Origin of the sequence: Devosia sp. 2618 (assembly GCF_040546815.1) — a bacterium.
Classification (GTDB): domain Bacteria; phylum Pseudomonadota; class Alphaproteobacteria; order Rhizobiales; family Devosiaceae; genus Devosia.
The window spans coordinates 4,078,264-4,097,258 of sequence record NZ_JBEPOO010000001.1 but is presented as its reverse complement, the minus strand read 5'-3'; the positions used below and the strand labels follow the sequence as shown (position 1 = coordinate 4,097,258).

Genomic DNA, 18,995 nt, shown 5'->3' with positions numbered 1-18,995 from the left:
TTGCCAAGTTGTGGCGAAAATGCAGCAGCACTTTCGGACTGTTGGGATCAATGTCCTACGCCCAGCAGATGCTCGACCGTCTCAGGCTGTGCGGCGAGGTCAGCAGGTGTTCCCGACCATGCGACTCGGCCGCGCTCCATGATCAGCACGCTATCGGCGAAGGCGAGCGCGGCCTTGATGCGCTGCTCGATCAGCAGGATCGTCATGGTCTTGCTGCCCGCCAGCTGATCAAAGGCAGCCATCAGTTCTTCGCAGATCACCGGCGCCAGCCCCTCGAGCGGCTCATCGAGCAACAGCACGCGCGGCTGGCCCAGAATGGTGCGCGCGGTGGTCAGCATCTGCTGCTCGCCGCCCGATAGTTGCGAGCCGAGATTTTTGCGCCGATCCCGCAATCGCGGAAAGATCACATAGGCTTCTTCGATGGCCGATTTGGGCCGGTCCTTGAGCCCGACGAAGAGGTTCTCTTCGACAGTCAGCGATTTAAAGATCGCCCGGCTCTGTGGCACATAGCCCACACCGGCCAAGGCTCGGGCCGAACCGTCGAGCCGGGTCAACTCCTGCCCATCCAGTTTGACACTGCCACCATGGAGCTTGGTCTGTCCGGCGATGGTCGCGAACAATGTCGTTTTGCCCATGCCGTTGCGGCCGAGTACGGCGAGGCGTCCACCGGCCGGAACGACAAAACTCACCTCGTCGAGAATGCGCGTCTGGCCGTAGCCAGCGCATAGGCCCGAGACGTTAAGCGATGCTGCGGTCATCGCCATAGCTCCCCAGATAGGCCTCGCGCACCCGCGCGTCCTTGGACACCTCGCTCGGCGTGCCATCGAAAATGATCGTACCAGCCGCCAGAACGATGACGCGGCGGGCAAAACGGAACACGAAATCCATGTCATGCTCGATCATCAGAACGGCCAGATCTGGTGGGAGCTGCGCCAGCGCATTTTCAATAAGCGCGATATCGGAACTCGGCACGCCCGCGGCCGGTTCATCGAGCAGCAGCACTTTGGGCCGCAGGGCCATGGCCAAGGCGATTTCGAGCAGACGCTGCTGGCCATACGCGATGGCGCTGACAGGCACCAGAGCGAGGTGCGTCAGATTAAGCAGGCCTAGAATGTCGGCCGTTTCAGCCACCACCTCGGGCATACGACGATAGTCGGCGAACATGCGCCCCGCCTTACCCATGCGCTGCAAAATGCCGAGCGCCACATGTTCCTCCGGTGTCATCTCGGAAAATAGCCGCGTCACCTGAAAGCTGCGCACCAGCCCATGCTTGACCCGCGACGACGGGGAGGCGGTGGTGATGTCGTGGCCGTCGAGAAACACCGATCCGGCATCGGGTCTGTCCAGCCCGGTGACGAGATTGACCAGCGTGGTCTTGCCTGCGCCGTTCGGGCCGATCAGCGCCGTCCGGTCACCCTTGTTGAGCACCAGTGACACATCGTCGGCGACAGCGAGGCCACCGAAGCTCTTGCGGAGATTGCGGACGTCGAAGACGCTCATGGCCGCGCCCTCCGCAACCGCTGCCAGATCGCTTCGATAGCGCCCACCAGCCCCTTGGGCGCGAACAGCACGACGACGACCAGCAGGACGCCGACGATGGTCAGCCAGTGGAATGGATTGATGGCCGAGACGCGATCTTCGAACCAGACGAAGGCCAGCGTGCCGAGCATGGCACCGAACAATCTGCCCGCCCCGCCCAGCACCAGCATGACCAGCGCTTCCGCCGAGGTGGTAAAAGACAGGCTATCGAGCCCGACGACCTTGGTGGCGATAGCCGATAGCGCGCCCCCCAGGCCCGCGACGGCGCCCGCAATGGCGTACATCTTGACCAGCGTGGCATAGACCGGCGCGCCCATGGCCCGCACGCGGACCGGGTCCTGCTTGATGCCGCGACACAGCATGCCAAAGGGCGAGCGGACGATGATGCGAAGCCCGACAAACACCGCGAGCAGCAGCACCACCGCCATGATGAATGCCGTGCGGCCGAACAGGTCAAAGCGGAACACGCCAAAGAGCGGCGACGGCAAAATGCCGGAAAGGCCATCGCTGCCGCCGGTCCATTGCGACAGCTTGTTGGCCGCCTCATGGGCCAGCGACACCACGGCAATGGACAGCACCAACTGGCTGAGGCCATGGCCGCGCAGGATGACGAGGCTGGAGAGCGCACCCGCAATAGCACCAGCCAAGGCGCCGATGGCCAACATCAGCAGCGGATCGGTGACGCCGAACTTGGCGGCAAAGATGCCCGCGGCATAGGCGCCCGCCCCGAACACCGTCGCATGGCCCAGCGTCGCGACGCCCGAATAGCCAGTGACCAGATCAAGCGACAGCACCAGCAGCATCATCGCAATGATGCGGGTCAGTAATGCCAGATTGGTGGGAAAGAGGAAGAACAGCACCACGGCAATGCCGGCAAGGATCAGCACCGCGATCATGTCCTGTACGACGGGCCTTGCCTTTGAGACCGTGCTCATTTAAACCGCCCCATCAGGCCATTGGGGAACACGCAGACGATGGCGATCACCGCGAGATAAAAGAAGAACTCGCCATATTCGGGCATCAGGTAGCGCCCGGTGGTCTGCACGGCACCGAGCAGCAGCGCGGCAACCAGCGCGCCGGTGATCGACCCGGCCCCGCCGACCGATACAACGACGAGAAACGTCACCATGTAATGCATGGCATAGTATGGCTCGATGGGCAGCAATTGTGCGCCCACGACGCCACCCAGTGCGGCAAGCCCGATAGCGAGGGCAAAGCTGACGGCATAGACCCATTTGGTTTTGACACCGAGAGCCCCGGCCATTGCCGCGTCATCGACCGACGCGCGCAGACGCACCCCAAATGGCGTACGCTCGATAATGAACCACAACGCCCCCGCGACCACGACGCCGACGGCCACCGCGAACAGTTTATGCGCCGCGATAGTGCGGAAGCCGAGATCGACCGGGGCCTGTAACTCGCTCGGCAAAGCGATGGTCTTGAGGCTCGGGCCCATGACAAAATTGGCGACGCCGATGATGACGAAGGTAATGCCGATGGTCATCAGCACCTGCGTCAGATCGCGCGCACCATAGATGCGGCGATACAGGAACCGCTCCAGTGGGATAGCGATCAGCACCGTGCCGAGCACTGCCGCGAGAATGGCCACGCCGAAGGGCAGGCCCATTTGCTGGGTGACATAAGAAGCGATATAGCCGCCGATCATGGCGAAGGCGCCATGGGCAAGGTTGACCACCTTCATCAGCCCCATCGTGACGCTGAGGCCAATCGAAATGACAAACAGCACCATGCCGTAGGCCAGGGCATCAGCGGCGATGGAGAGAATGGTGGGCAAGCGGCAAACTTTCGGCTTGAGCTAAGGCCAGATTAAACCGCCGCGCTGCCCTCGGACTTGCTCCGAGGGCCACTCGCAACACGGCACGACCGATGAGAGGTTCTCGGGTCAAGCCCGAGGACAGTACTGGGTTCGAGGTGAGGCAAGCGTGCCCATCCCCAATGTTCCCCTACGGCGCTTTCCAGCCCGGGTCGCCCTGGTTTTCGAACGTCTGGATTTCCTTGTTGATGTATTCGCCATCCTCGAACGCCACTTCGCGCAGATAGATGTTCTGCGTGATGTGGCGGTTCTCGGGGTTGATCGAAACAGGACCGCGCGGGCTGATCCAGCTCAGGCCTTTGACGGCTTCGACGGCGGTTGCGGCATCCTGCTTGCCGCCGGTGGCTTCGATCATTTTGGAGATGACATACATCCCGTCATAGGCGCCGACGGCGGGAAAGCTCAGCTGCTCGGCATTGCCGATGGCAGTGGTGGCAGCTTTGACGAAGGCGGCGTTTTCCGGCGAGTCGTGGCTGACCGCGTAGTGGAATGTGGTGAGCAGGCCCAGCGCATTATCGCCTAGCGCGGCAAGGTCGGGCTCCTGCGCCAGATCGCCAGGCGCCAGCAACTGAACGCCGGCGTCCTTGAGGCCGTTTTCGACATAGGCCTGCACGAAACCGAGCGTCGCGGGCCCGGCGGGCAGGAACGCAAACACCGCTTCGGCTCCGGAATCCTTGATGCGCTGCATTATCGGGCTGAAATCGTTGGTGTTCATCGGCATGCGCAGCGATTCAACGATCTGCCCGCCGGCTGCGGTAAAACCGGTGACGAAGGCATTTTCCGCGTCAACGCCTGGGCCGTAGTCTGAGACGACGGTGATGATCTTGTCGATACCGCGTTCGCGCGCCACGGCGGCCATCGGCGTCGAGGTCTGCCAAGTGGTGAACGACGTGCGCACGACAAACGGGCTGGCATTGACCAGCGCCGAGGTGGCGGCATTAAACACCACCATCGGCACATTGCCCTCCTCAAGGATCGGCGCGGCGGCCAAGGCATCAGGGGTGTAATAATAGCCGCCCAGATACTGCACGCCTTCGCTGACGATCAGCTCCTGGGTCAGCGCAGCTGACTGTGACGGATCGGCGGCGGGCAGGTCGCGATAGACGATCTCGATCGTGTCGTCGTCAATCGTGTTGCCGTTGACGGCGAGCCAGGCGTCGATACCGGCCTGAAAATTGCGCCCCTGCAAAGCGGCCGGGCCGGAGAACGGCCCCACCACGCCAATCTTGATCGTATCGGCGAACGCCACGCTGCTCGACAGCATCAGCGCCAGCATCGTCAGAACCAGCCTGCTCATCACAATTCTCCGATCGTTTTGGGCACGTCCGCCACGGCGAGCGTCCTGCCCTGCTGGCAAACCATAACGCCTGCAGCAAAACAATTCACCGCGCGATATTAGCGCGCCGAAGCGGGCTGACGGTCTGCCTCAAGCCGGCCAGAGGAGCGGGCAAAGCCTTCGCTGATCACCGCCTTCATGGCGGCACGTGCATCCTCGGCGTCACCGGCAAGGATCGCCTGAGCAATCCGCCCGTGTGCGGCGACTGTGGCGCTCATGGCGCTATCGTCCTTGACGGGCGAGCTGATGGTGAAGACCGCCGTCAGGGCCAGTTCCACCAGCGCGCTGATCGAGGCCATGAATGGATTGCCCGAGGCTTCGGCGACGGTGCGATGAAATTCGAGATCGGTGCGCGCGAACTCTTCCGGCGTGGTGGCCTCGCCCATGCGAATGGCGCAGCTGACCAGCGCCTCGGCCTGCGCGTCCGACCGCCGGGTGGCGGCAAGGCCCGCCGATTCCACTTCAACGCCAATCCGGATTTCCGAGAGGCTGCGCAACAGCGCGACATCCGGGCCAGTTTCAAAATGCCACGCCAAGACGTCGGCATCGAACAGGTTCCAGCGCTGGCGCGGCAGCACGCGCGTGCCGATGCGGGCGCGGGCTTCGATCATGCCCTTGGCGGCAATCGTCTTCAGCGCCTCGCGCAACACGGTGCGAGACACGGAAAACTGCGCCAGCAATTCGGTATCGGATGGCAGAATGGTGCCTTCTGGATAGTCGCCGCCGACAATGGCGACGCCCAGTTGCCACAGCACGATGGAATGCAGGTTTCGGGATGGCACCCGGCCGGCGATCGCAGCGATCAACTCGCCCGATGTGTGCCCCGGTGTGTGACGTATGGCCATCCTGCTCCCCCACTTGCGGCCCGAACTAATCACGGCACCATAAGTATTACAATATCGCGCCGGCTGAGCGGCTGGACAGCGCCAGCCAGTTTGGCGAGGGTGGCGGCAAAAAGGATTCGCCCCAATGACAACAGCCACCCCACTCGATGCCGTGCTCGCCAGCGTGGACGCCGGGCTCGAACAAAGCCTGGAACGCCTCTATGCGCTCCTGCGCATCAAGTCCATCTCCACCGACCCCGCCTATGCCGCCGAATGTCAGCGCGCTGCGGACTGGATCGCCGATGAGCTCAACGGGCTGGGCTTTGCCGCCGAGGCGCGGCCAACGCCGGGCCATCCCGTGGTGGTGGCGCACGGCCCAGACCAGCCGGGGACACACGTGCTGTTTTATGCGCACTACGACGTGCAGCCTGTCGATCCGCTGAACCTCTGGCACACCGATCCGTTCGAGCCGCAGCTCAAGACCGACGCAAATGGTCGCAAGATCATCGTCGCGCGCGGCGCGTCCGATGACAAAGGCCAGATGATGACCTTCATCGAAGCCTGCCGCGCCTGGAAGGCCGTGACCGGCTCGCTGCCGATCAAGATTTCTCTGATGCTCGAAGGCGAGGAAGAAAGTGGCGGCAAGAACCTTCCACCCTTTATGGAGGCCAATCGCGCCGAACTCGCTGCCGCCGACATCGCGCTGGTCTGCGACACCGACATGTGGGATCGCCAGACGCCTTCGGTCACCACCATGCTGCGCGGCCTTGTGGCTGAAGAAATCGAGATCACCTGTGCCAACAAGGACCTCCATTCCGGCATGTTCGGCAATGCGGCGCGCAATCCCAACCAGTTGCTGGCCGAAATCATCGCCAGCCTTCGCGCCCCGGACGGTTCGGTGACCCTGCCCGGCTTTTACGACGACGTGGCCGAAATCAGCCCTGAGCTGAAAGCGCAGTGGGAAGGCCTCGGCTTTGACTCAGCTGCGTTCCTTGGCGAGGCTGGTCTGTCCGTGCCCGCTGGCGAACAGAGCCGCAGCGTGCTCGAAATGCTGTGGGCGCGCCCAACCTGCGAAATCAATGGCATGATCGGCGGCTATACCGGCGACGGCTTCAAGACCGTGATTCCGGCCAAGGCCAGCGCCAAGATTTCCTTCCGGCTGGTATCGGGCATGGACCCCGATAAGATCCGCGCCTCGTTCCGCAAGCATGTCGAAGCGCTGATCCCGGCAGACTGCTCGGTCAAGTTCAGCGGCCATGGCGGCTCCCCTGCCATCACCGTCCCAAGCGATGGCGTGCAGCTGCGTCAGGCACTTGAGGGTCTTTCGGGTGAATGGAGCAAGCAGGCGGTGATCACCGGCGCTGGTGGTTCCATCCCGGTCGCGGGCGACTTCAAGCGGATCCTGGGGCTCGACACCCTTTTGATCGGATTTGCCCATATCGACGACCAGATCCACTCGCCCAACGAGAAGTATGATCTCGACAGCTACCACCGCGGCATCCGCAGCTGGGTACGGGTCTTGGCGAGCTTTGCGGGCTAGTAGTCGTTCGCCCTGCAATAGGCCACTACTTTCGGCTCCACCGTCATCACCCGGCTTGTCCGGGTGATCCATGTCCCTACACTCGCTGATGGATGGATTGCCCGGACAAGCCGGGCAATGACGGTTGAGGGACAGTCGAAGGTAGCATTAGCTAAGCGAAAATCACCGCGATCAGCGCGATCACAGCCGGCACCGTCTGGATGAACAAGATTCTGCGGCTCGAGGTTGCGGCACCGTAGATCCCGGCCACTGCCACGCAGGCGAGGAAGAAAATGCAGATCTGCCAGCCGAACTCGCGGGCCGGATGCAGCACGCCCCAGAGCAGGCCGGCAGCCAGAAAGCCGTTATAGAGCCCCTGATTGGCCGCCAGAACCTTGGTCTGCTGCGCAAATTCCGGCGCCAGCCCGAAAGCCTTGAGGCCACGTGGCTTGGCCCACAAGAACATCTCCAGCACCATGATATAAAGGTGCAGCAGCGCCACCAGTGTGACGAGAACGGCGGCGACGATCATCATTTCTGCTTGGTCTTTCCGGTTGGCGCGGCAGGCTGTTCGCCATTGGCTTGGGCCTGCAGTTTATCCATCAGCGCGCGCCATTCAACATAGGCCGCGTCCTGATCGGGCAACGCGACGCGCGAACCACCATGGCTTTCGAGGTCTTCGAGAATGGCTTCGACGGCCGGGCCTTCTGCCTGGCAGGTGGTTGCTTCATCGAGCGCATCGAAAGCTGGTTTGTAATAGTCGTCGTCATAGCTGTTGGAATTGAGATTGAGCTGACCATAGGCCAGCAGATCGGCGGAGTCGGTCAGCAACGACCATTCCTCGTCGGTCACCTCATAGCCCTCGCAATTTGACGCGACGACGTTGGCCAGAACGACCTGATAAAGGAAGTCTTCGGCCTGCTTGCCGGTATAGGACGACAGATCCGGCAACTGCACATAGATCTTGCCATCCGCCATGGCTGGCAGGGTCAGCGACAGGCAGAGTGCGGTGGCGGCAACGAGACGATTCATCAAAATATTCCTCCGTGGGACCGCTGTCATGCGGGCAGAGTTTGAACAAAGCGAGGCGAGCCGCTAGTCGGGCTGGCCACCAATCGACTGCACGGCCTTCGCGCCAGCAGCAATGCCGCGCGCCAAAGCAGTGCTTTCGTCTTCACCGGCCAGATGCGCGGAGATAAAACCTGCCGCAAAGGCATCGCCGGCGCCCGTTGAGTCAACGACGCTGACTTCAGACGCCGGCTGCGAGACCCGCACCCCGTCGCGCCCACCCAGTACGGCACCAAGTCCACCGCGCTTGATCAGTACCGTGCCGAACAATTTGCCCAGCGCCGCTGTCTGTTCGACATGGCCGGTAATGCCCGTGAGGGCTTCGGCTTCGCTTTCGTTGGAAAAGATGAAATCGGCGCCCGCCGTCCATTCGAGGAACTGCGCCGGGCCCACTTCGACCAGAAACCCCACCGAAGCGGGATCGACCGCCACGGCAATGCCGCGCGCCTTGGCCTGCGCAAACAGCGCCTGCACCGCAGCGCGTGGGCCGGGCGCAAAAAAGCTATAGCCGGAGACCATGACCAGCCCAATATCGTCCAAAATTTCGGACGGCAGATCATCGGCCGACAAATTGAGATTAGCGCCCCGGTCGGTCAGGAAGCTGCGCTCGCCATCGGGATCAACGATGGTGACGAGCACGCCCGAAGGTTGCTCTTTGTCTCCCCCGAGCACCGGCACGACGCCAAGCCCGCGGAAGTAGTTCTCATACATCGCCTTGTCGCTGGCCCCAACGCGGGCCGCAAACACGACATCGGCCGACATGGCGCCAAGCCACACCGCCTGATTGGCGCCCGACCCACCGGGCCGGCTGCGCACGGTGGCGCGCCGGTCACTGCCTTTGACGATCGGGCCCTCGGGCATGACGATGACATCGGTCATCACATCCCCGACGACGAGAACCTTGCCGCTCATGCGCGACGCAGGGCCGGCTGGGGCGCATTGCGCGCGGCAAGCGCCACGGCGATCCCGGCTGCAACCTTGGCGTTGTTTTCGACCAGCGCGATATTGGCCACCAGCGACTTGCCGTCGGTGAGCTCAAAAATGCGCTTGAGCAGAAACGGGGTCAGCGCCTTGCGCGAAACGCCTTCGGCTTCGGCACCGGCGATGGCTTCGGCAATGCGCGCCTCGATAGCGGCAGGATCGAGCGCATCGGCTTCCGGGATCGGGTTGGCAACGAGCACGCCACCCATGCCCAGATCGGCCTGCATGGCCACGACCTTGGCAATGTCAGCCACATCGTCAAAGCGATGATCGACCTTGTGACCGCTCTGGCGCGCCCAGAAGGCCGGGAAATCTTCGGTGCCGTAGCCGAGCACCGGCACACCATTGGTCTCGAGCACTTCGAGCGTCTTGGCGATATCAAGGATCGACTTGGCACCGGCGCAGACGACACAAACCGGCGTGCGGCTCAGCTCTTCAAGATCAGCCGAAATATCGAACGTATCTTCGGCGCCGCGATGCACGCCGCCAATACCGCCGGTGGCGAACACATGGATCCCGGCAAGCGCAGCGATCTGCATGGTCGTGGCAACCGTCGTGCCAGCGATCTCGCCCTTGACCAGCAGAGACGCGACGTCGCGACGGCTGGCCTTGGCAGCCTTGCCGCCGGTCTGGGCCAGACGCTCGAGGTCTTCGCCCGACACGCCAACGCAGAAGCGACCATCCATGATGGCGATGGTTGCGGGAACAGCGCCGTGCTTGCGGATCACGGCCTCGACATTGTTGGCCATTTCCAGGTTCTGCGGATAGGGCATGCCGTGGGTGATGATGGTGGATTCAAGCGCCACGACGGGCTTGCCCGCGGCCAGAGCCTGCTTCACTTCGGGGCTGATGGAAAGGTAGGCTTTGGCGCTCATCGGATCGCTCGCTATAGGGGTTCTGAAGGGGGCCATGAGCACCCCGTTTGACGCGCGTTTTGCGCCCTCATGTCGCAGGGCGTCAAGTCCCCGAAAAACATGGGCCAAATCCCTTGTCCGCTGCCGCGTTTGGTTTTAGGGTCCACTCGTATTCTGGCGGGAAAGGGCACTTCGCTGCACACGGTCATCATTGATCGGCGATGGTTCGCCGACCGATACGCGCCCCGCTCGGGGCATAGTCCAGCCAAGTCCCACAGCGCTTTTGAGCGCTTTATTTCTGTAGCCCCCACGCTTTTCCAGTTTTGCCGTTCGGACGCTCCAAGATGAGCGCCCGCGATTGAGCTACGCCGCGCCCAAACGGCACGGCACCGAGAAATTGCCACGCCAAGGCGTCGCAACGAACAAGAACAAGACCTTCCCCAACAGGAGATCACCATCCAGATGAACAAGTCGCTCGCACTTGCCCTTGGCGCCCTCGTGATTGCCAGCCCGGCACTGGCCCAGGAGGAGAAAGTCCTCAATATCTACAATTGGTCCGACTATATCGCCGAGGACACGATCGCCAATTTCGAGGCGACGACCGGCATCAAGGTCAATTACGACGTCTATGACAACAACGAGATCGTCGACGCCAAGCTGCTCGCCGGCAGCTCGGGCTATGACATCGTGGTGCCGACCGGCAACTTCCTGCAGCGTCAGGTGATGGCAGGCCTGCTGCTCCAGCTCGACAAATCCAAGCTGCCAAACCTGGTCAATCTTGATCCAGGCGTCATGGCAACGGCGGCTGAGTTCGACCCCGACAATGCCCATTCCGTGCCCTACATGATCAACACGATCGGCCTCGGCTACAATGTCGCCAAGGTAAAGGCCGCGCTTGGCCCAGATACCCCCATCGACAGCTGGGACCTGCTGTTCAAGCCAGAACTGGCTGAAAAGCTCGCGTCATGCGGCATCTCGGTGCTCGATAGCCCATCGGAAGTCATCGGCATTGCGCTGAACTATCTGGGCCTCGACCCCAATTCGGAAAATGGCGAAGACCTGCTCAAGGCCGAAACGCTGCTGACCTCGGTCAAGCCCTATATCCGCTACTTCCATTCCAGCCAGTACATCGACGATCTGGGCAATGGCGAAACGTGCTTGGCGCTCGGCTATTCGGGTGACGTGTTCATCGCTTCGGACGCAGCCGCTGCTGCCGGTCACGGCGTTGAAGTGGGCTATCTGATCCCCAAGGAAGGCGCTGCTACGCTGATCGACTTCCTGGCCATCCCGGCTGACGCACCGCATCCGGAAAATGCCCACACCTTCATCAACTACATCCTTGAGCCAGAAGTTGTGGCGGCGATCACCGACTACGTGTTCTACGCAAACCCCAACCTCAAGGCGACCGAGTTTGTGGCTGACGAAGTCAAGAACAACCCCGGCATCTATCCGCCAGCCGAGACCCTGGCCAAGGCCTTCGCTCTGACCGCGCACAGCCCGGACTTCGAAGAACTCTTGACCCGCACGTGGACCCGCATCAAAACGGGCCACTAAGAGAATGACCCAAGGGGCGGCATCAGCCGCCCCTCAGCCTTTTTGCAGAGTTCGTCATGGCCAAGAAACCCCAGCTCGCAATCGACACTCGGCCCTGGCGCGATCCCGCAGCCAAGCCCTTCGTGCGCATCAAGAACGTCACCAAGAAATTCGGTGACGTCTTTGCCGTGAGCGATGTGTCGCTTGATATCTATAAGAGCGAGCTGTTCTGCCTGCTGGGCGGTTCGGGCTCGGGCAAGTCGACGCTGCTGCGCATGCTGGCCGGCTTTGAACAGCCCACCAGCGGCTCCATCGAAATCGACGGGCAGGACATGACGGCGGTCGCGCCCTATAACCGCCCCGTCAACATGATGTTTCAGTCCTATGCGCTGTTCCCGCATATGAATGTGGAACAAAACATCGCCTATGGCCTCAAGCGCGATCACCTGCCCAAGGGCGAGATCGCCGACCGCGTCGCCGAGCTGCTGACGCTGGTGAAACTGCAGGACTACGGCAAGCGCAAGCCGCATCAGCTATCGGGTGGTCAGCGCCAGCGCGTGGCACTGGCCCGCTCGCTGGCCAAGCGTCCAAAATTGCTGCTGCTCGATGAACCGCTTGGCGCGCTCGACAAGAAGCTGCGCGAAGAAACCCAGTTCGAGCTGGTCAAGATTCAGGAAACGCTGGGCGTGACCTTCATCGTGGTGACCCACGATCAGGAAGAGGCGATGAGCCTCGCCACCCGTATCGGCGTAATGAACCAGGGCGAAATCGCCATGATCGGCGAGCCCACCGACATTTACGAATTCCCTAACTCCAAATTCGTCGCCGGCTTCATCGGCTCGGTCAACATGGCCGAAGGCGTCGTGATCGAGGACGAGCCGGACCATGTCCGCATTCGCTCGGCCGAATTGGGCTGCGATATCTTTGTCGGCCACGGCGTCGACTGCGCACCGGACCAGATCCTGTGGGTCGCCATCCGTCCCGAAAAGATCCAGCTCAGCCGCGAAAAGCCGGAAGGCGACGCCAATATCACCCGAGGTCTGGTCGAAGAAATCGGCTATCTCGGCGACATGAGCGTCTATCAAATACTGCTCGAAAGCGGCAAGCGGCTGCGCGTCACCCAGACCAATACCGTGCGCGGCAATCCCGACGCCATCACCTGGGACGAAACCGTCTATGCCAGCTGGAGCGACGACGCCGGTTCGGTGCTGACGATATGAGCGCGCTGCAGACCAATCTGCCACCCCCTCGCCGCCTGCGCCCCTGGCGCGTGGTCGAGCGCGGTCTGGCCAAGGTCGGCATTTCCGGCCGGGCACTGGTGCTGCTCGCGCCGGTGGTTTGGCTGCTGGTGTTTTTTCTTATTCCGCTTGCCGTGGTGTTTGGCATTTCGCTCAGCACCAAGCAGTTCGGTCGTCCGCCCTATTCGCCGCTACTGACCACCGAAGACGGCACGGTGCAGTTGACGTTGCATCTGTCCAATTACCTGCGCCTGTTCAGCGACAATCTCTATGTCGCGGCCTATCTATCCTCGATCCGCATCGCCTTTATATCGACCGTCATTACGCTCCTGATCGGCTACCCGATGGCCTATGCCATTGCTCGGGCGCCCGATCAGTGGCGCAATATTTTGCTGATGCTGGTCATCCTGCCGTTCTGGACCTCGTTCCTGCTGCGCGTCTATGCGCTGACCGGCTTCATGCGTGGCAATGGCGTCATCAACCAGTTCCTGGGCCTGTTCGGTATCGAGCCGCTGGTGATGATGCAGACCGATTTCGCGGTCTATGTCGGCATCGTCTATACCTATCTGCCCTTCATGATCCTGCCGCTCTATACGACGCTGGTGAAACTCGATTCCTCCCTGCTCGAAGCCTCGGCCGATCTTGGCGCGCGCCCCGTACGCACCTTCCTGTCGGTGACGCTGCCGCTGTCGATGCCTGGCCTGATCGCCGGGTCCATGCTGGTGTTCATCCCAGCCATTGGCGAGTTCGTCATCCCATCGCTTCTGGGCGGACCGGGTACGCTGATGATCGGGCGCGTGCTGTGGGACGAGTTCTTCACCAACACCAACTGGCCGCGTGCCGCTGCCGTGGCGATCGCCATGCTGGTGGTCGTCGTCATCCCCATCATGTTGTTGCAGCGCGCTCAAAACGCTGTGGTGGAGAAGTAACATGCGTCGTGGCTGGTTCCTCCCTATCGCAGCGGCCCTTGGCTTTACGTTCCTCTATGCGCCCATCGTGTCGCTGGTGGTGTTTTCGTTCAACGAAAGCCGACTGGTTACCGTCTGGTCGGGCTTTTCGACCAAGTGGTATGGCGAACTGTTCAGCGATCCGCAGATGCTGGGCGCCGCCTGGCTGAGCCTGCAGATCGCGGCCGTCAGTGCCACCATCGCGCTGGTACTGGGCACGCTGGCGGCCATCGCTCTGGTCCGCTTCCGCCGCTTCCGTGGGCGCACAGCGTTCGCCGGCATGGTCTCGGCGCCGCTGGTCATGCCGGACGTCATCACCGGTCTGTCGCTGCTGCTGCTGTTTGTGGCCATGGAGAGCATGCTGGGCTGGCCGGCAGGGCGTGGCATCGTCACCATCATCATCGCGCACTCCACCTTCTGCATGGCCTATGTCTGCGTCGTGGTGCAGTCGCGCCTGTCCGACTTTGACCGCAGCCTTGAAGAAGCAGCCATGGACCTAGGTGCCAGCCCTGTCCGCACCTTCTTTGACATCACCCTGCCCATCATCGCTCCGGCGCTGGTTTCGGGCTGGTTGCTCGGCTTTACGTTGTCGCTCGACGATCTGGTTATCGCCAGCTTCGTATCGGGTCCGGGCTCATCGACCCTCCCCATGGTGATCTTCTCCAAGATCCGCCTCGGCGTTTCGCCAGACGTCAATGCGCTCGCCACCATCATCATCGGTATCGTGGCGCTGGGCGTTTTGGCGGCCACCATCATCCAGCTGCGCTCGCGCCCAAAAAAGGCGCGCGCCTAGCCTTCACGAAAATTGTGATTGACCGGCAGTTGCGCAGATTCAAAAATCTGTCATGCTCGTGTCATGTTCAACCAACGTGAAGGAGGTGATCCCAGTGTCTTATGAGGTTTTGGTTCTCGAAGAAGGTCTTGGATTTGTTGTGCTGATCGGGAGTGATCTCGGCTAGCACCCACCTCCGCGGCACTCGAGGCCGACGAAACTCAGGAAGGGCCGTCCTATAGGGGGCGGCCCTTTTTATTGGTCTTGACGTGACCGCCCAAGCCCTTGATACCGCTGGCCAAGGTTATGCGGCTGTCCGCATGACGCATCGTCTATCTGGAGCCGCCCACCCATGTCCTCGGCCAATTTTGTCCTGACCCTGTCCTGCGCCGACCGCCCCGGCATCGTCGCAGCCGTCACCACGGAACTGGCCGCGCTGGGCGCCAATATCGCTGAATCCAACCAGTTCTGGGATCGCGAAACCGGCCGATTCTTCATGCGCCTCGCCTTCACCGCCCCCGATGGCATGGAGCGCAGCACCATCGAGCGCGCGCTCAAGTCGCCCATCGAACGCTTTTCGATGAAGACCGATCTGGCCGACCAGAACCGCAAGAAGCGCATCGTCATCCTGGTCTCCAAGTTCGACCACACACTGCTGCATCTGCTCTATCAGATCCGCGTCGGCTGGCTCGACGCCGAGGTCGCCGCCGTCATCTCCAACCATGCAGACGCCAAAAAGATCGCCGAAGACGCCAATATCCCCTTCCACCTGCTGCCCGTGACCAAGGACACCAAGGCGCAACAGGAAGAACAGGTTCTGGGCATCATCAAGCAGACCGGCGCCGATCTGGTGGTGCTGGCCCGCTATATGCAGGTGCTGAGCGACAACCTGTCGACCCGCCTGTTCGGGCAGGTGATCAACATCCACCACTCGTTCCTGCCGAGTTTCAAGGGCGCCAAGCCTTACCATCAGGCCCATGAGCGTGGCGTCAAGATCATCGGTGCGACGGCACACTATGTGACGCCTGATCTTGATGAAGGTCCGATCATCGAGCAGGAAACTGCCCGCGTGACTCATGCCATGAGCCCCGACGATCTGGTGGCCGCTGGCCGGGACATCGAAAGCCGCGTGCTGGCCCGCGCCGTCAAGCTGCACCTCGAAAGCCGGGTGATGCTGAACGGTCGCAAGACGGTTGTCTTCGGCTAGTTACTGACGCGCCCAATCCGGCAAGCCATCCTCAAAGGAATGGCTGGTCGGCGCGAGTTCGGCGGCCGTTGGATCATCGAAAATGCCGACGAGCAGCGCCACAGTGGGCTCGTCGTCAATCGCGCCGATGGAACTGCCGCAGTCGCGGCAAAAGGCCCGGCTGGAATAGTCCGACGACCGGTAGGTCGCGGGCATCCCGCCACTGCCGGTCCATTGCACGTTGTCACGCGCAAACTCGACCCAGGGCAAACTGACGGCACCGCTATGCTGCTGGCAGTACCGGCATGAGCAATTGTGTGGATTGGCTGGTGCACCGGTCGCGACAAACCGGATCGCGCCACACAGGCAACCGCCTTCATACGTCTTCGTCAAATCGCCAGATCCTCTAGACGGAGCGAAGCCGCAAGGCTGGTCTGGTCCAGCACTTCGCGCGTGGCCAGCGTCACCCGCTCAAACACGTGGCGGATTTCGCAGGCCGCTTCCTCGCGGCAATCTTCGCATTTCCGGTAGGCGATCTTGGAGAGGCAGGGCAGCGGCGCGATGGGCCCGTCGATCAGCCGCAACACCTCGCCATACATGATGTGCTCGGGGTCCTTGAGCAGCTCATAGCCCCCGGCCCGACCGCGACGGCTGGCGACGAAGCCGGCGCGTTTCAGCTCAAGCAGGATCTGTTCGAGGAATTTCTTGGGGATTGCCTGTTCCTTGGAAATCTCGCCGATCATCATGGTGTGACCGCGGCCGGTGCGCGCGAGGGAAACCAGCGCACGCAAGGCGTATTTGGCTTTCTGCGAGATCATCTACCCAACCATTCCCAACGGACAAATTCCATGTCCGGCAATGACCTATCCGCACCCGCCGCTCTATGGCAAGCGCCTAACCCTTGGGCTCAGGCACCACGAGCGGCACTATCCGCGCAGCCGGCTTTTCCTCAGCCTCAACATCCGCGGCTGGCGGCGCGATACCACCCTCGCTGATTTCGTCGGATTCCTGCTGCTTCAACTCGGTATCGGCCTCTGCCGGGCTTTCGACACTCGCCGCTTCATCCGCCGGAATGTCTTCGGCAGGGGGCGCAATACTGCCCTCGCTAACCTGATCCGCTTCCTGCTGTTTCAGCTCGGCGTCTTCCGCAGTCGAGCCCTCGGCGACCGCCGCTTCCTCTGCAGCAATGTCTTCTGCTGGCGGCGCGATGCCGCCCTCGCTGATTTGATCCGCTTCCTGCTGCTTCAGTTCTGCAGCTTCGGTTTCAGCAATGTCGCCTTCAACCTCTGGAATAGCTTCAACGCTATCGAGTACCGCCTCAGCAGTCGGCCCTGGCAGTTCGATCAGGGTCTCGCTGACATTGCCCTCAACCACCTCGAGGACAACCGGCTCTTCGACCACGACGGCTTTCACCACTTCGGCAACGACGGGCAGCGCGGCCGCCTTGGCCAGCACGTTCTCTGCAGGTGGCAGTTTTGGCTCGGGCGGAACATCGACAGGGACCACAGCGGGCGCACCTTCTCCGCGCGCATAGGCCAGCATGCCCATGCCGATTTCGCGCTCGCCACGGATGACGATATTGGCGCCCAGCGAGCGCAGATGGGTGTCCTCATCTTCAGAATAGGCACGGGTGATGATGCGGATGCCCGGATTGAGCTTGCGACCGGATTCGCAAACGGTGCCCGCTTCAAAGCCATTGGAAATGGCGACCATCAGCGAGCGGGCGTGCTGCAGATTGGCAAGCTTGAGCACATCGATGCTGGCGGCATTGCCGAACAACACTTCAAGCCCGGCCTCGCGGGCGGCGGCCACGTCGTTGTCGGAATCCTCGATGACCAGCAGCGGTGCACCTGCCGCCTGTAGGCCATCGGCGATGATGCGACCGACCTGCCCATAGCCCACCAGCACCGTGTGATCGGTCAGCTTGGTTGGCTCGATGGTGTCATCGTCAATCGCGCCATCCACGATGATGGCTGGATCATTGGGCGCATCGGAAGTGATCGGACCCACAGAAGCCTCAACGCGATCGGTTGGTTCGATGCGCACGCCATCATGCTCGGCGCGGGCGGCCCGGCGCTGTGCGACGCGGGCTTCAAAGCGCGGTTTGACCAGATCGACGCCCCAGAACACCAGCGGATTGAGCACGATGGAAATCAGCGCACCGGCAAGGATCAGGTCCTGCCCTTCCGGCGGAAGAATGGCCAAAGCCACGCCCATGCTGGCGAGAATAAAGGAAAACTCGCCGATCTGCGCCAGCGACGCAGAAATGGTCAACGCCGTCGCCACCGGTCGCTTGAACAGCAGCACGATGCCAAAGGCCGCCAGTGACTTGCCGATGACGATGATGAACACCGTGCCCAGCACCGGCAGCGGATTGGTGACGATGATCATCGGGTCAAACAGCATGCCGACAGAGACGAAGAACAGAACGGCAAAAGCGTCGCGCAGCGGCAGGGTTTCCTGCGCCGCACGGTGCGATAGCTCGCTCTCGCTGAGGATCATGCCGGCAAAGAACGCCCCCAGCGCCAGCGATACGCCGAACAGCACTGCCGAACCCAAAGCAACGCCGAGCGCAATGGCTAGCACCGCCAGCCGGAACAGTTCACGCGAGCCGGTATGGGCCGTGGCGTGCAGGCCCCATGGAATGATGCGGCGGCCGACGATCAGCATAAAGCCGACAAAGGCGGCGACCTTGACGATGGTCAGCCCCAAAACGCCCCAGATGCCGACCGGGCCATTGATGATGCGTTCAACGAACGAGACGAACGGGTCGTGCACGCCCGTATCGGTGCCATAAAGGCTGGCAATGGCGGGCACTAGAACCAGTGCCAACACCATGGCCAGGTCTTCAACAATAAGCCAGCCAACCGCAATGCGCCCGCGTTCGGTGTCGATCAGCCGTCGATCCTGCAAAGCTTTGAGCAGCACCACGGTTGACGCAACCGACAGCGCGAGGCCGAACAACAGGCCCGCGCCAATGCCCCAGCCCATCAACATGGCAAGGCCAAGCCCGAGCAAGGTGGCAAACGCGATCTGCACCAGCGCGCCCGGAATAGCCAAGGCGCGGACGCTCATCAGGTCCTTGAGCGAAAAATGCAGGCCCACGCCAAACATCAGGAGGATCACGCCAAGTTCGGCCAGCTCGGCGCCCAGCGCCTGATCTGCAACAAAACCGGGTGTGTGCGGACCAACCAGAATACCGGCAAACAGATAGCCCACCAGCGGCGGCAGTTTGAACCGATTGGCGATCATGCCGAAGATATATGCCAGCACCAGACCCGCGACGATCGTTGTGATCAGGGGGGTGTCGTGGTGCATCATGCCTCCGGCATCACTGTTATGAAATTTCGCTCATCTCTATCGC

The 18,995-nt window shown here is 61.9% G+C and carries 18 protein-coding genes and 1 pseudogene; 6 read left to right on the top strand and 13 right to left on the bottom strand.

Annotated features, from left to right (window positions below; genetic code table 11):
• Nucleotides 1–47: 47 nt before the first annotated feature.
• From ABIE28_RS20265 to ABIE28_RS20240, 6 genes are all read right to left on the bottom strand, one after another.
• Nucleotides 48–758 (bottom strand): ABC transporter ATP-binding protein, encoded by a 711-nt coding sequence (locus tag ABIE28_RS20265; RefSeq protein WP_354066144.1) that lies wholly within the window; start codon nucleotides 756–758, stop codon nucleotides 48–50.
• Nucleotides 739–1,500 carry an ABC transporter ATP-binding protein gene (locus ABIE28_RS20260; protein WP_354066142.1) on the bottom strand — a complete coding sequence of 254 codons (762 nt, stop codon included), beginning with the start codon at nucleotides 1,498–1,500 and terminating at the stop codon, nucleotides 739–741. Before ABIE28_RS20260 ends, ABIE28_RS20265 begins: the two co-directional genes overlap by 20 nt.
• The gene (locus tag ABIE28_RS20255) at nucleotides 1,497–2,435 is read right to left on the bottom strand and encodes a branched-chain amino acid ABC transporter permease (protein ID WP_502913444.1); all 939 of its coding nucleotides are present in this window, start codon (nucleotides 2,433–2,435) and stop codon (nucleotides 1,497–1,499) included. Before ABIE28_RS20255 ends, ABIE28_RS20260 begins: the two co-directional genes overlap by 4 nt.
• 35 nt (nucleotides 2,436–2,470) lie before the next feature.
• Nucleotides 2,471–3,334 (bottom strand): branched-chain amino acid ABC transporter permease, encoded by an 864-nt coding sequence (locus ABIE28_RS20250; RefSeq protein ID WP_354066138.1) that lies wholly within the window; start codon nucleotides 3,332–3,334, stop codon nucleotides 2,471–2,473.
• Nucleotides 3,335–3,503: 169 nt separating this feature from the next.
• The gene (locus ABIE28_RS20245) at nucleotides 3,504–4,670 is read right to left on the bottom strand and encodes an ABC transporter substrate-binding protein (protein ID WP_354066136.1); all 1,167 of its coding nucleotides are present in this window, start codon (nucleotides 4,668–4,670) and stop codon (nucleotides 3,504–3,506) included.
• Between the two features lie 98 nt (nucleotides 4,671–4,768).
• Complete coding sequence (locus ABIE28_RS20240; protein ID WP_354066134.1) at nucleotides 4,769–5,554, bottom strand: FadR/GntR family transcriptional regulator; 786 nt, start codon at nucleotides 5,552–5,554, stop codon at nucleotides 4,769–4,771.
• A 124-nt stretch (nucleotides 5,555–5,678) separates the two neighbouring features.
• Between ABIE28_RS20240 and ABIE28_RS20235 the strand changes: the two genes are divergently transcribed.
• Complete coding sequence (locus ABIE28_RS20235; RefSeq protein ID WP_354066132.1) at nucleotides 5,679–7,073, top strand: M20/M25/M40 family metallo-hydrolase; 1,395 nt, start codon at nucleotides 5,679–5,681, stop codon at nucleotides 7,071–7,073.
• Between the two features lie 151 nt (nucleotides 7,074–7,224).
• Here the strand turns inward: ABIE28_RS20235 and ABIE28_RS20230 are convergent, their stop codons facing one another.
• The 4 genes from ABIE28_RS20230 to ABIE28_RS20215 all read right to left on the bottom strand — a co-directional run bounded on the left by ABIE28_RS20230 (nucleotide 7,225) and on the right by ABIE28_RS20215 (nucleotide 10,012).
• Nucleotides 7,225–7,581 carry a DUF1304 domain-containing protein gene (locus ABIE28_RS20230; protein ID WP_354066487.1) on the bottom strand — a complete coding sequence of 119 codons (357 nt, stop codon included), beginning with the start codon at nucleotides 7,579–7,581 and terminating at the stop codon, nucleotides 7,225–7,227.
• Between the two features lie 2 nt (nucleotides 7,582–7,583).
• Nucleotides 7,584–8,084: a hypothetical protein gene (locus ABIE28_RS20225; protein ID WP_354066130.1), complete on the bottom strand. Its 501-nt coding sequence runs from the start codon at nucleotides 8,082–8,084 to the stop codon at nucleotides 7,584–7,586.
• Between the two features lie 63 nt (nucleotides 8,085–8,147).
• Nucleotides 8,148–9,032, bottom strand: a complete 885-nt coding sequence (locus ABIE28_RS20220; RefSeq protein ID WP_354066128.1) for a carbohydrate kinase family protein — start codon at nucleotides 9,030–9,032, stop codon at nucleotides 8,148–8,150.
• Entirely contained in the window at nucleotides 9,029–10,012 is a 984-nt protein-coding gene (locus ABIE28_RS20215; RefSeq protein ID WP_502913417.1) for a pseudouridine-5'-phosphate glycosidase, read from the bottom strand. Before ABIE28_RS20215 ends, ABIE28_RS20220 begins: the two co-directional genes overlap by 4 nt.
• Nucleotides 10,013–10,417: 405 nt before the next feature.
• Here ABIE28_RS20215 and ABIE28_RS20210 point away from each other — a divergent pair, with 405 nt between their 5' ends.
• The 5 genes from ABIE28_RS20210 to purU all read left to right on the top strand — a co-directional run bounded on the left by ABIE28_RS20210 (nucleotide 10,418) and on the right by purU (nucleotide 15,652).
• Nucleotides 10,418–11,509, top strand: a complete 1,092-nt coding sequence (locus ABIE28_RS20210) for a polyamine ABC transporter substrate-binding protein (protein WP_354066124.1) — start codon at nucleotides 10,418–10,420, stop codon at nucleotides 11,507–11,509.
• 56 nt (nucleotides 11,510–11,565) lie between these two features.
• On the top strand, nucleotides 11,566–12,708 hold the full coding sequence (locus ABIE28_RS20205; protein ID WP_354066122.1) for an ABC transporter ATP-binding protein: 1,143 nt from the start codon (nucleotides 11,566–11,568) through the stop codon (nucleotides 12,706–12,708).
• Nucleotides 12,705–13,655: an ABC transporter permease subunit gene (locus ABIE28_RS20200; protein WP_354066120.1), complete on the top strand. Its 951-nt coding sequence runs from the start codon at nucleotides 12,705–12,707 to the stop codon at nucleotides 13,653–13,655. The genes ABIE28_RS20205 and ABIE28_RS20200 overlap by 4 nt, the downstream gene beginning before the upstream one ends.
• A 1-nt stretch (nucleotide 13,656) precedes the next feature.
• Nucleotides 13,657–14,466, top strand: coding sequence for an ABC transporter permease subunit (locus ABIE28_RS20195; RefSeq protein WP_354066118.1), 810 nt, complete (start codon nucleotides 13,657–13,659; stop codon nucleotides 14,464–14,466).
• A 331-nt stretch (nucleotides 14,467–14,797) separates the two neighbouring features.
• Nucleotides 14,798–15,652 (top strand): formyltetrahydrofolate deformylase, encoded by an 855-nt coding sequence (gene purU / locus ABIE28_RS20190; RefSeq protein ID WP_354066116.1) that lies wholly within the window; start codon nucleotides 14,798–14,800, stop codon nucleotides 15,650–15,652.
• Here purU and ABIE28_RS20185 read toward each other — a convergent pair whose 3' ends face one another.
• The 3 genes and pseudogenes from ABIE28_RS20185 to ABIE28_RS20175 all read right to left on the bottom strand — a co-directional run.
• Complete coding sequence (locus ABIE28_RS20185; RefSeq protein WP_354066114.1) at nucleotides 15,653–16,024, bottom strand: GFA family protein; 372 nt, start codon at nucleotides 16,022–16,024, stop codon at nucleotides 15,653–15,655. It abuts the gene before it with no gap.
• A complete protein-coding gene (locus ABIE28_RS20180; RefSeq protein WP_354066112.1) occupies nucleotides 16,021–16,449 on the bottom strand; it encodes an RrF2 family transcriptional regulator in 429 nt (142 codons plus the stop codon). The genes ABIE28_RS20185 and ABIE28_RS20180 overlap by 4 nt, the downstream gene beginning before the upstream one ends.
• 718 nt (nucleotides 16,450–17,167) lie before the next feature.
• Nucleotides 17,168–18,949, bottom strand: a pseudogene (locus ABIE28_RS20175) (cation:proton antiporter domain-containing protein); the annotation flags it as partial.
• Between the last annotated feature and the right edge of the window lie 46 nt (nucleotides 18,950–18,995).

Coding starts and splice junctions, on each gene's coding strand:
- ABIE28_RS20265 (WP_354066144.1), bottom strand. CDS start 758: ATGACCGCAGCATCGCTTAACGTCTCGGGCCTATGCGCTGGCTACGGC.
- ABIE28_RS20240 (WP_354066134.1), bottom strand. CDS start 5,554: ATGGCCATACGTCACACACCGGGGCACACATCGGGCGAGTTGATCGCT.
- ABIE28_RS20225 (WP_354066130.1), bottom strand. CDS start 8,084: ATGAATCGTCTCGTTGCCGCCACCGCACTCTGCCTGTCGCTGACCCTG.
- ABIE28_RS20195 (WP_354066118.1), top strand. CDS start 13,657: ATGCGTCGTGGCTGGTTCCTCCCTATCGCAGCGGCCCTTGGCTTTACG.
- ABIE28_RS20220 (WP_354066128.1), bottom strand. CDS start 9,032: ATGAGCGGCAAGGTTCTCGTCGTCGGGGATGTGATGACCGATGTCATC.
- ABIE28_RS20210 (WP_354066124.1), top strand. CDS start 10,418: ATGAACAAGTCGCTCGCACTTGCCCTTGGCGCCCTCGTGATTGCCAGC.
- ABIE28_RS20180 (WP_354066112.1), bottom strand. CDS start 16,449: ATGATCTCGCAGAAAGCCAAATACGCCTTGCGTGCGCTGGTTTCCCTC.
- ABIE28_RS20235 (WP_354066132.1), top strand. CDS start 5,679: ATGACAACAGCCACCCCACTCGATGCCGTGCTCGCCAGCGTGGACGCC.
- ABIE28_RS20205 (WP_354066122.1), top strand. CDS start 11,566: ATGGCCAAGAAACCCCAGCTCGCAATCGACACTCGGCCCTGGCGCGAT.
- ABIE28_RS20245 (WP_354066136.1), bottom strand. CDS start 4,670: ATGAGCAGGCTGGTTCTGACGATGCTGGCGCTGATGCTGTCGAGCAGC.
- ABIE28_RS20260 (WP_354066142.1), bottom strand. CDS start 1,500: ATGAGCGTCTTCGACGTCCGCAATCTCCGCAAGAGCTTCGGTGGCCTC.
- purU (WP_354066116.1), top strand. CDS start 14,798: ATGTCCTCGGCCAATTTTGTCCTGACCCTGTCCTGCGCCGACCGCCCC.
- ABIE28_RS20255 (WP_502913444.1), bottom strand. CDS start 2,435: ATGATCGCGGTGCTGATCCTTGCCGGCATTGCCGTGGTGCTGTTCTTC.
- ABIE28_RS20200 (WP_354066120.1), top strand. CDS start 12,705: ATGAGCGCGCTGCAGACCAATCTGCCACCCCCTCGCCGCCTGCGCCCC.
- ABIE28_RS20215 (WP_502913417.1), bottom strand. CDS start 10,012: ATGGCCCCCTTCAGAACCCCTATAGCGAGCGATCCGATGAGCGCCAAA.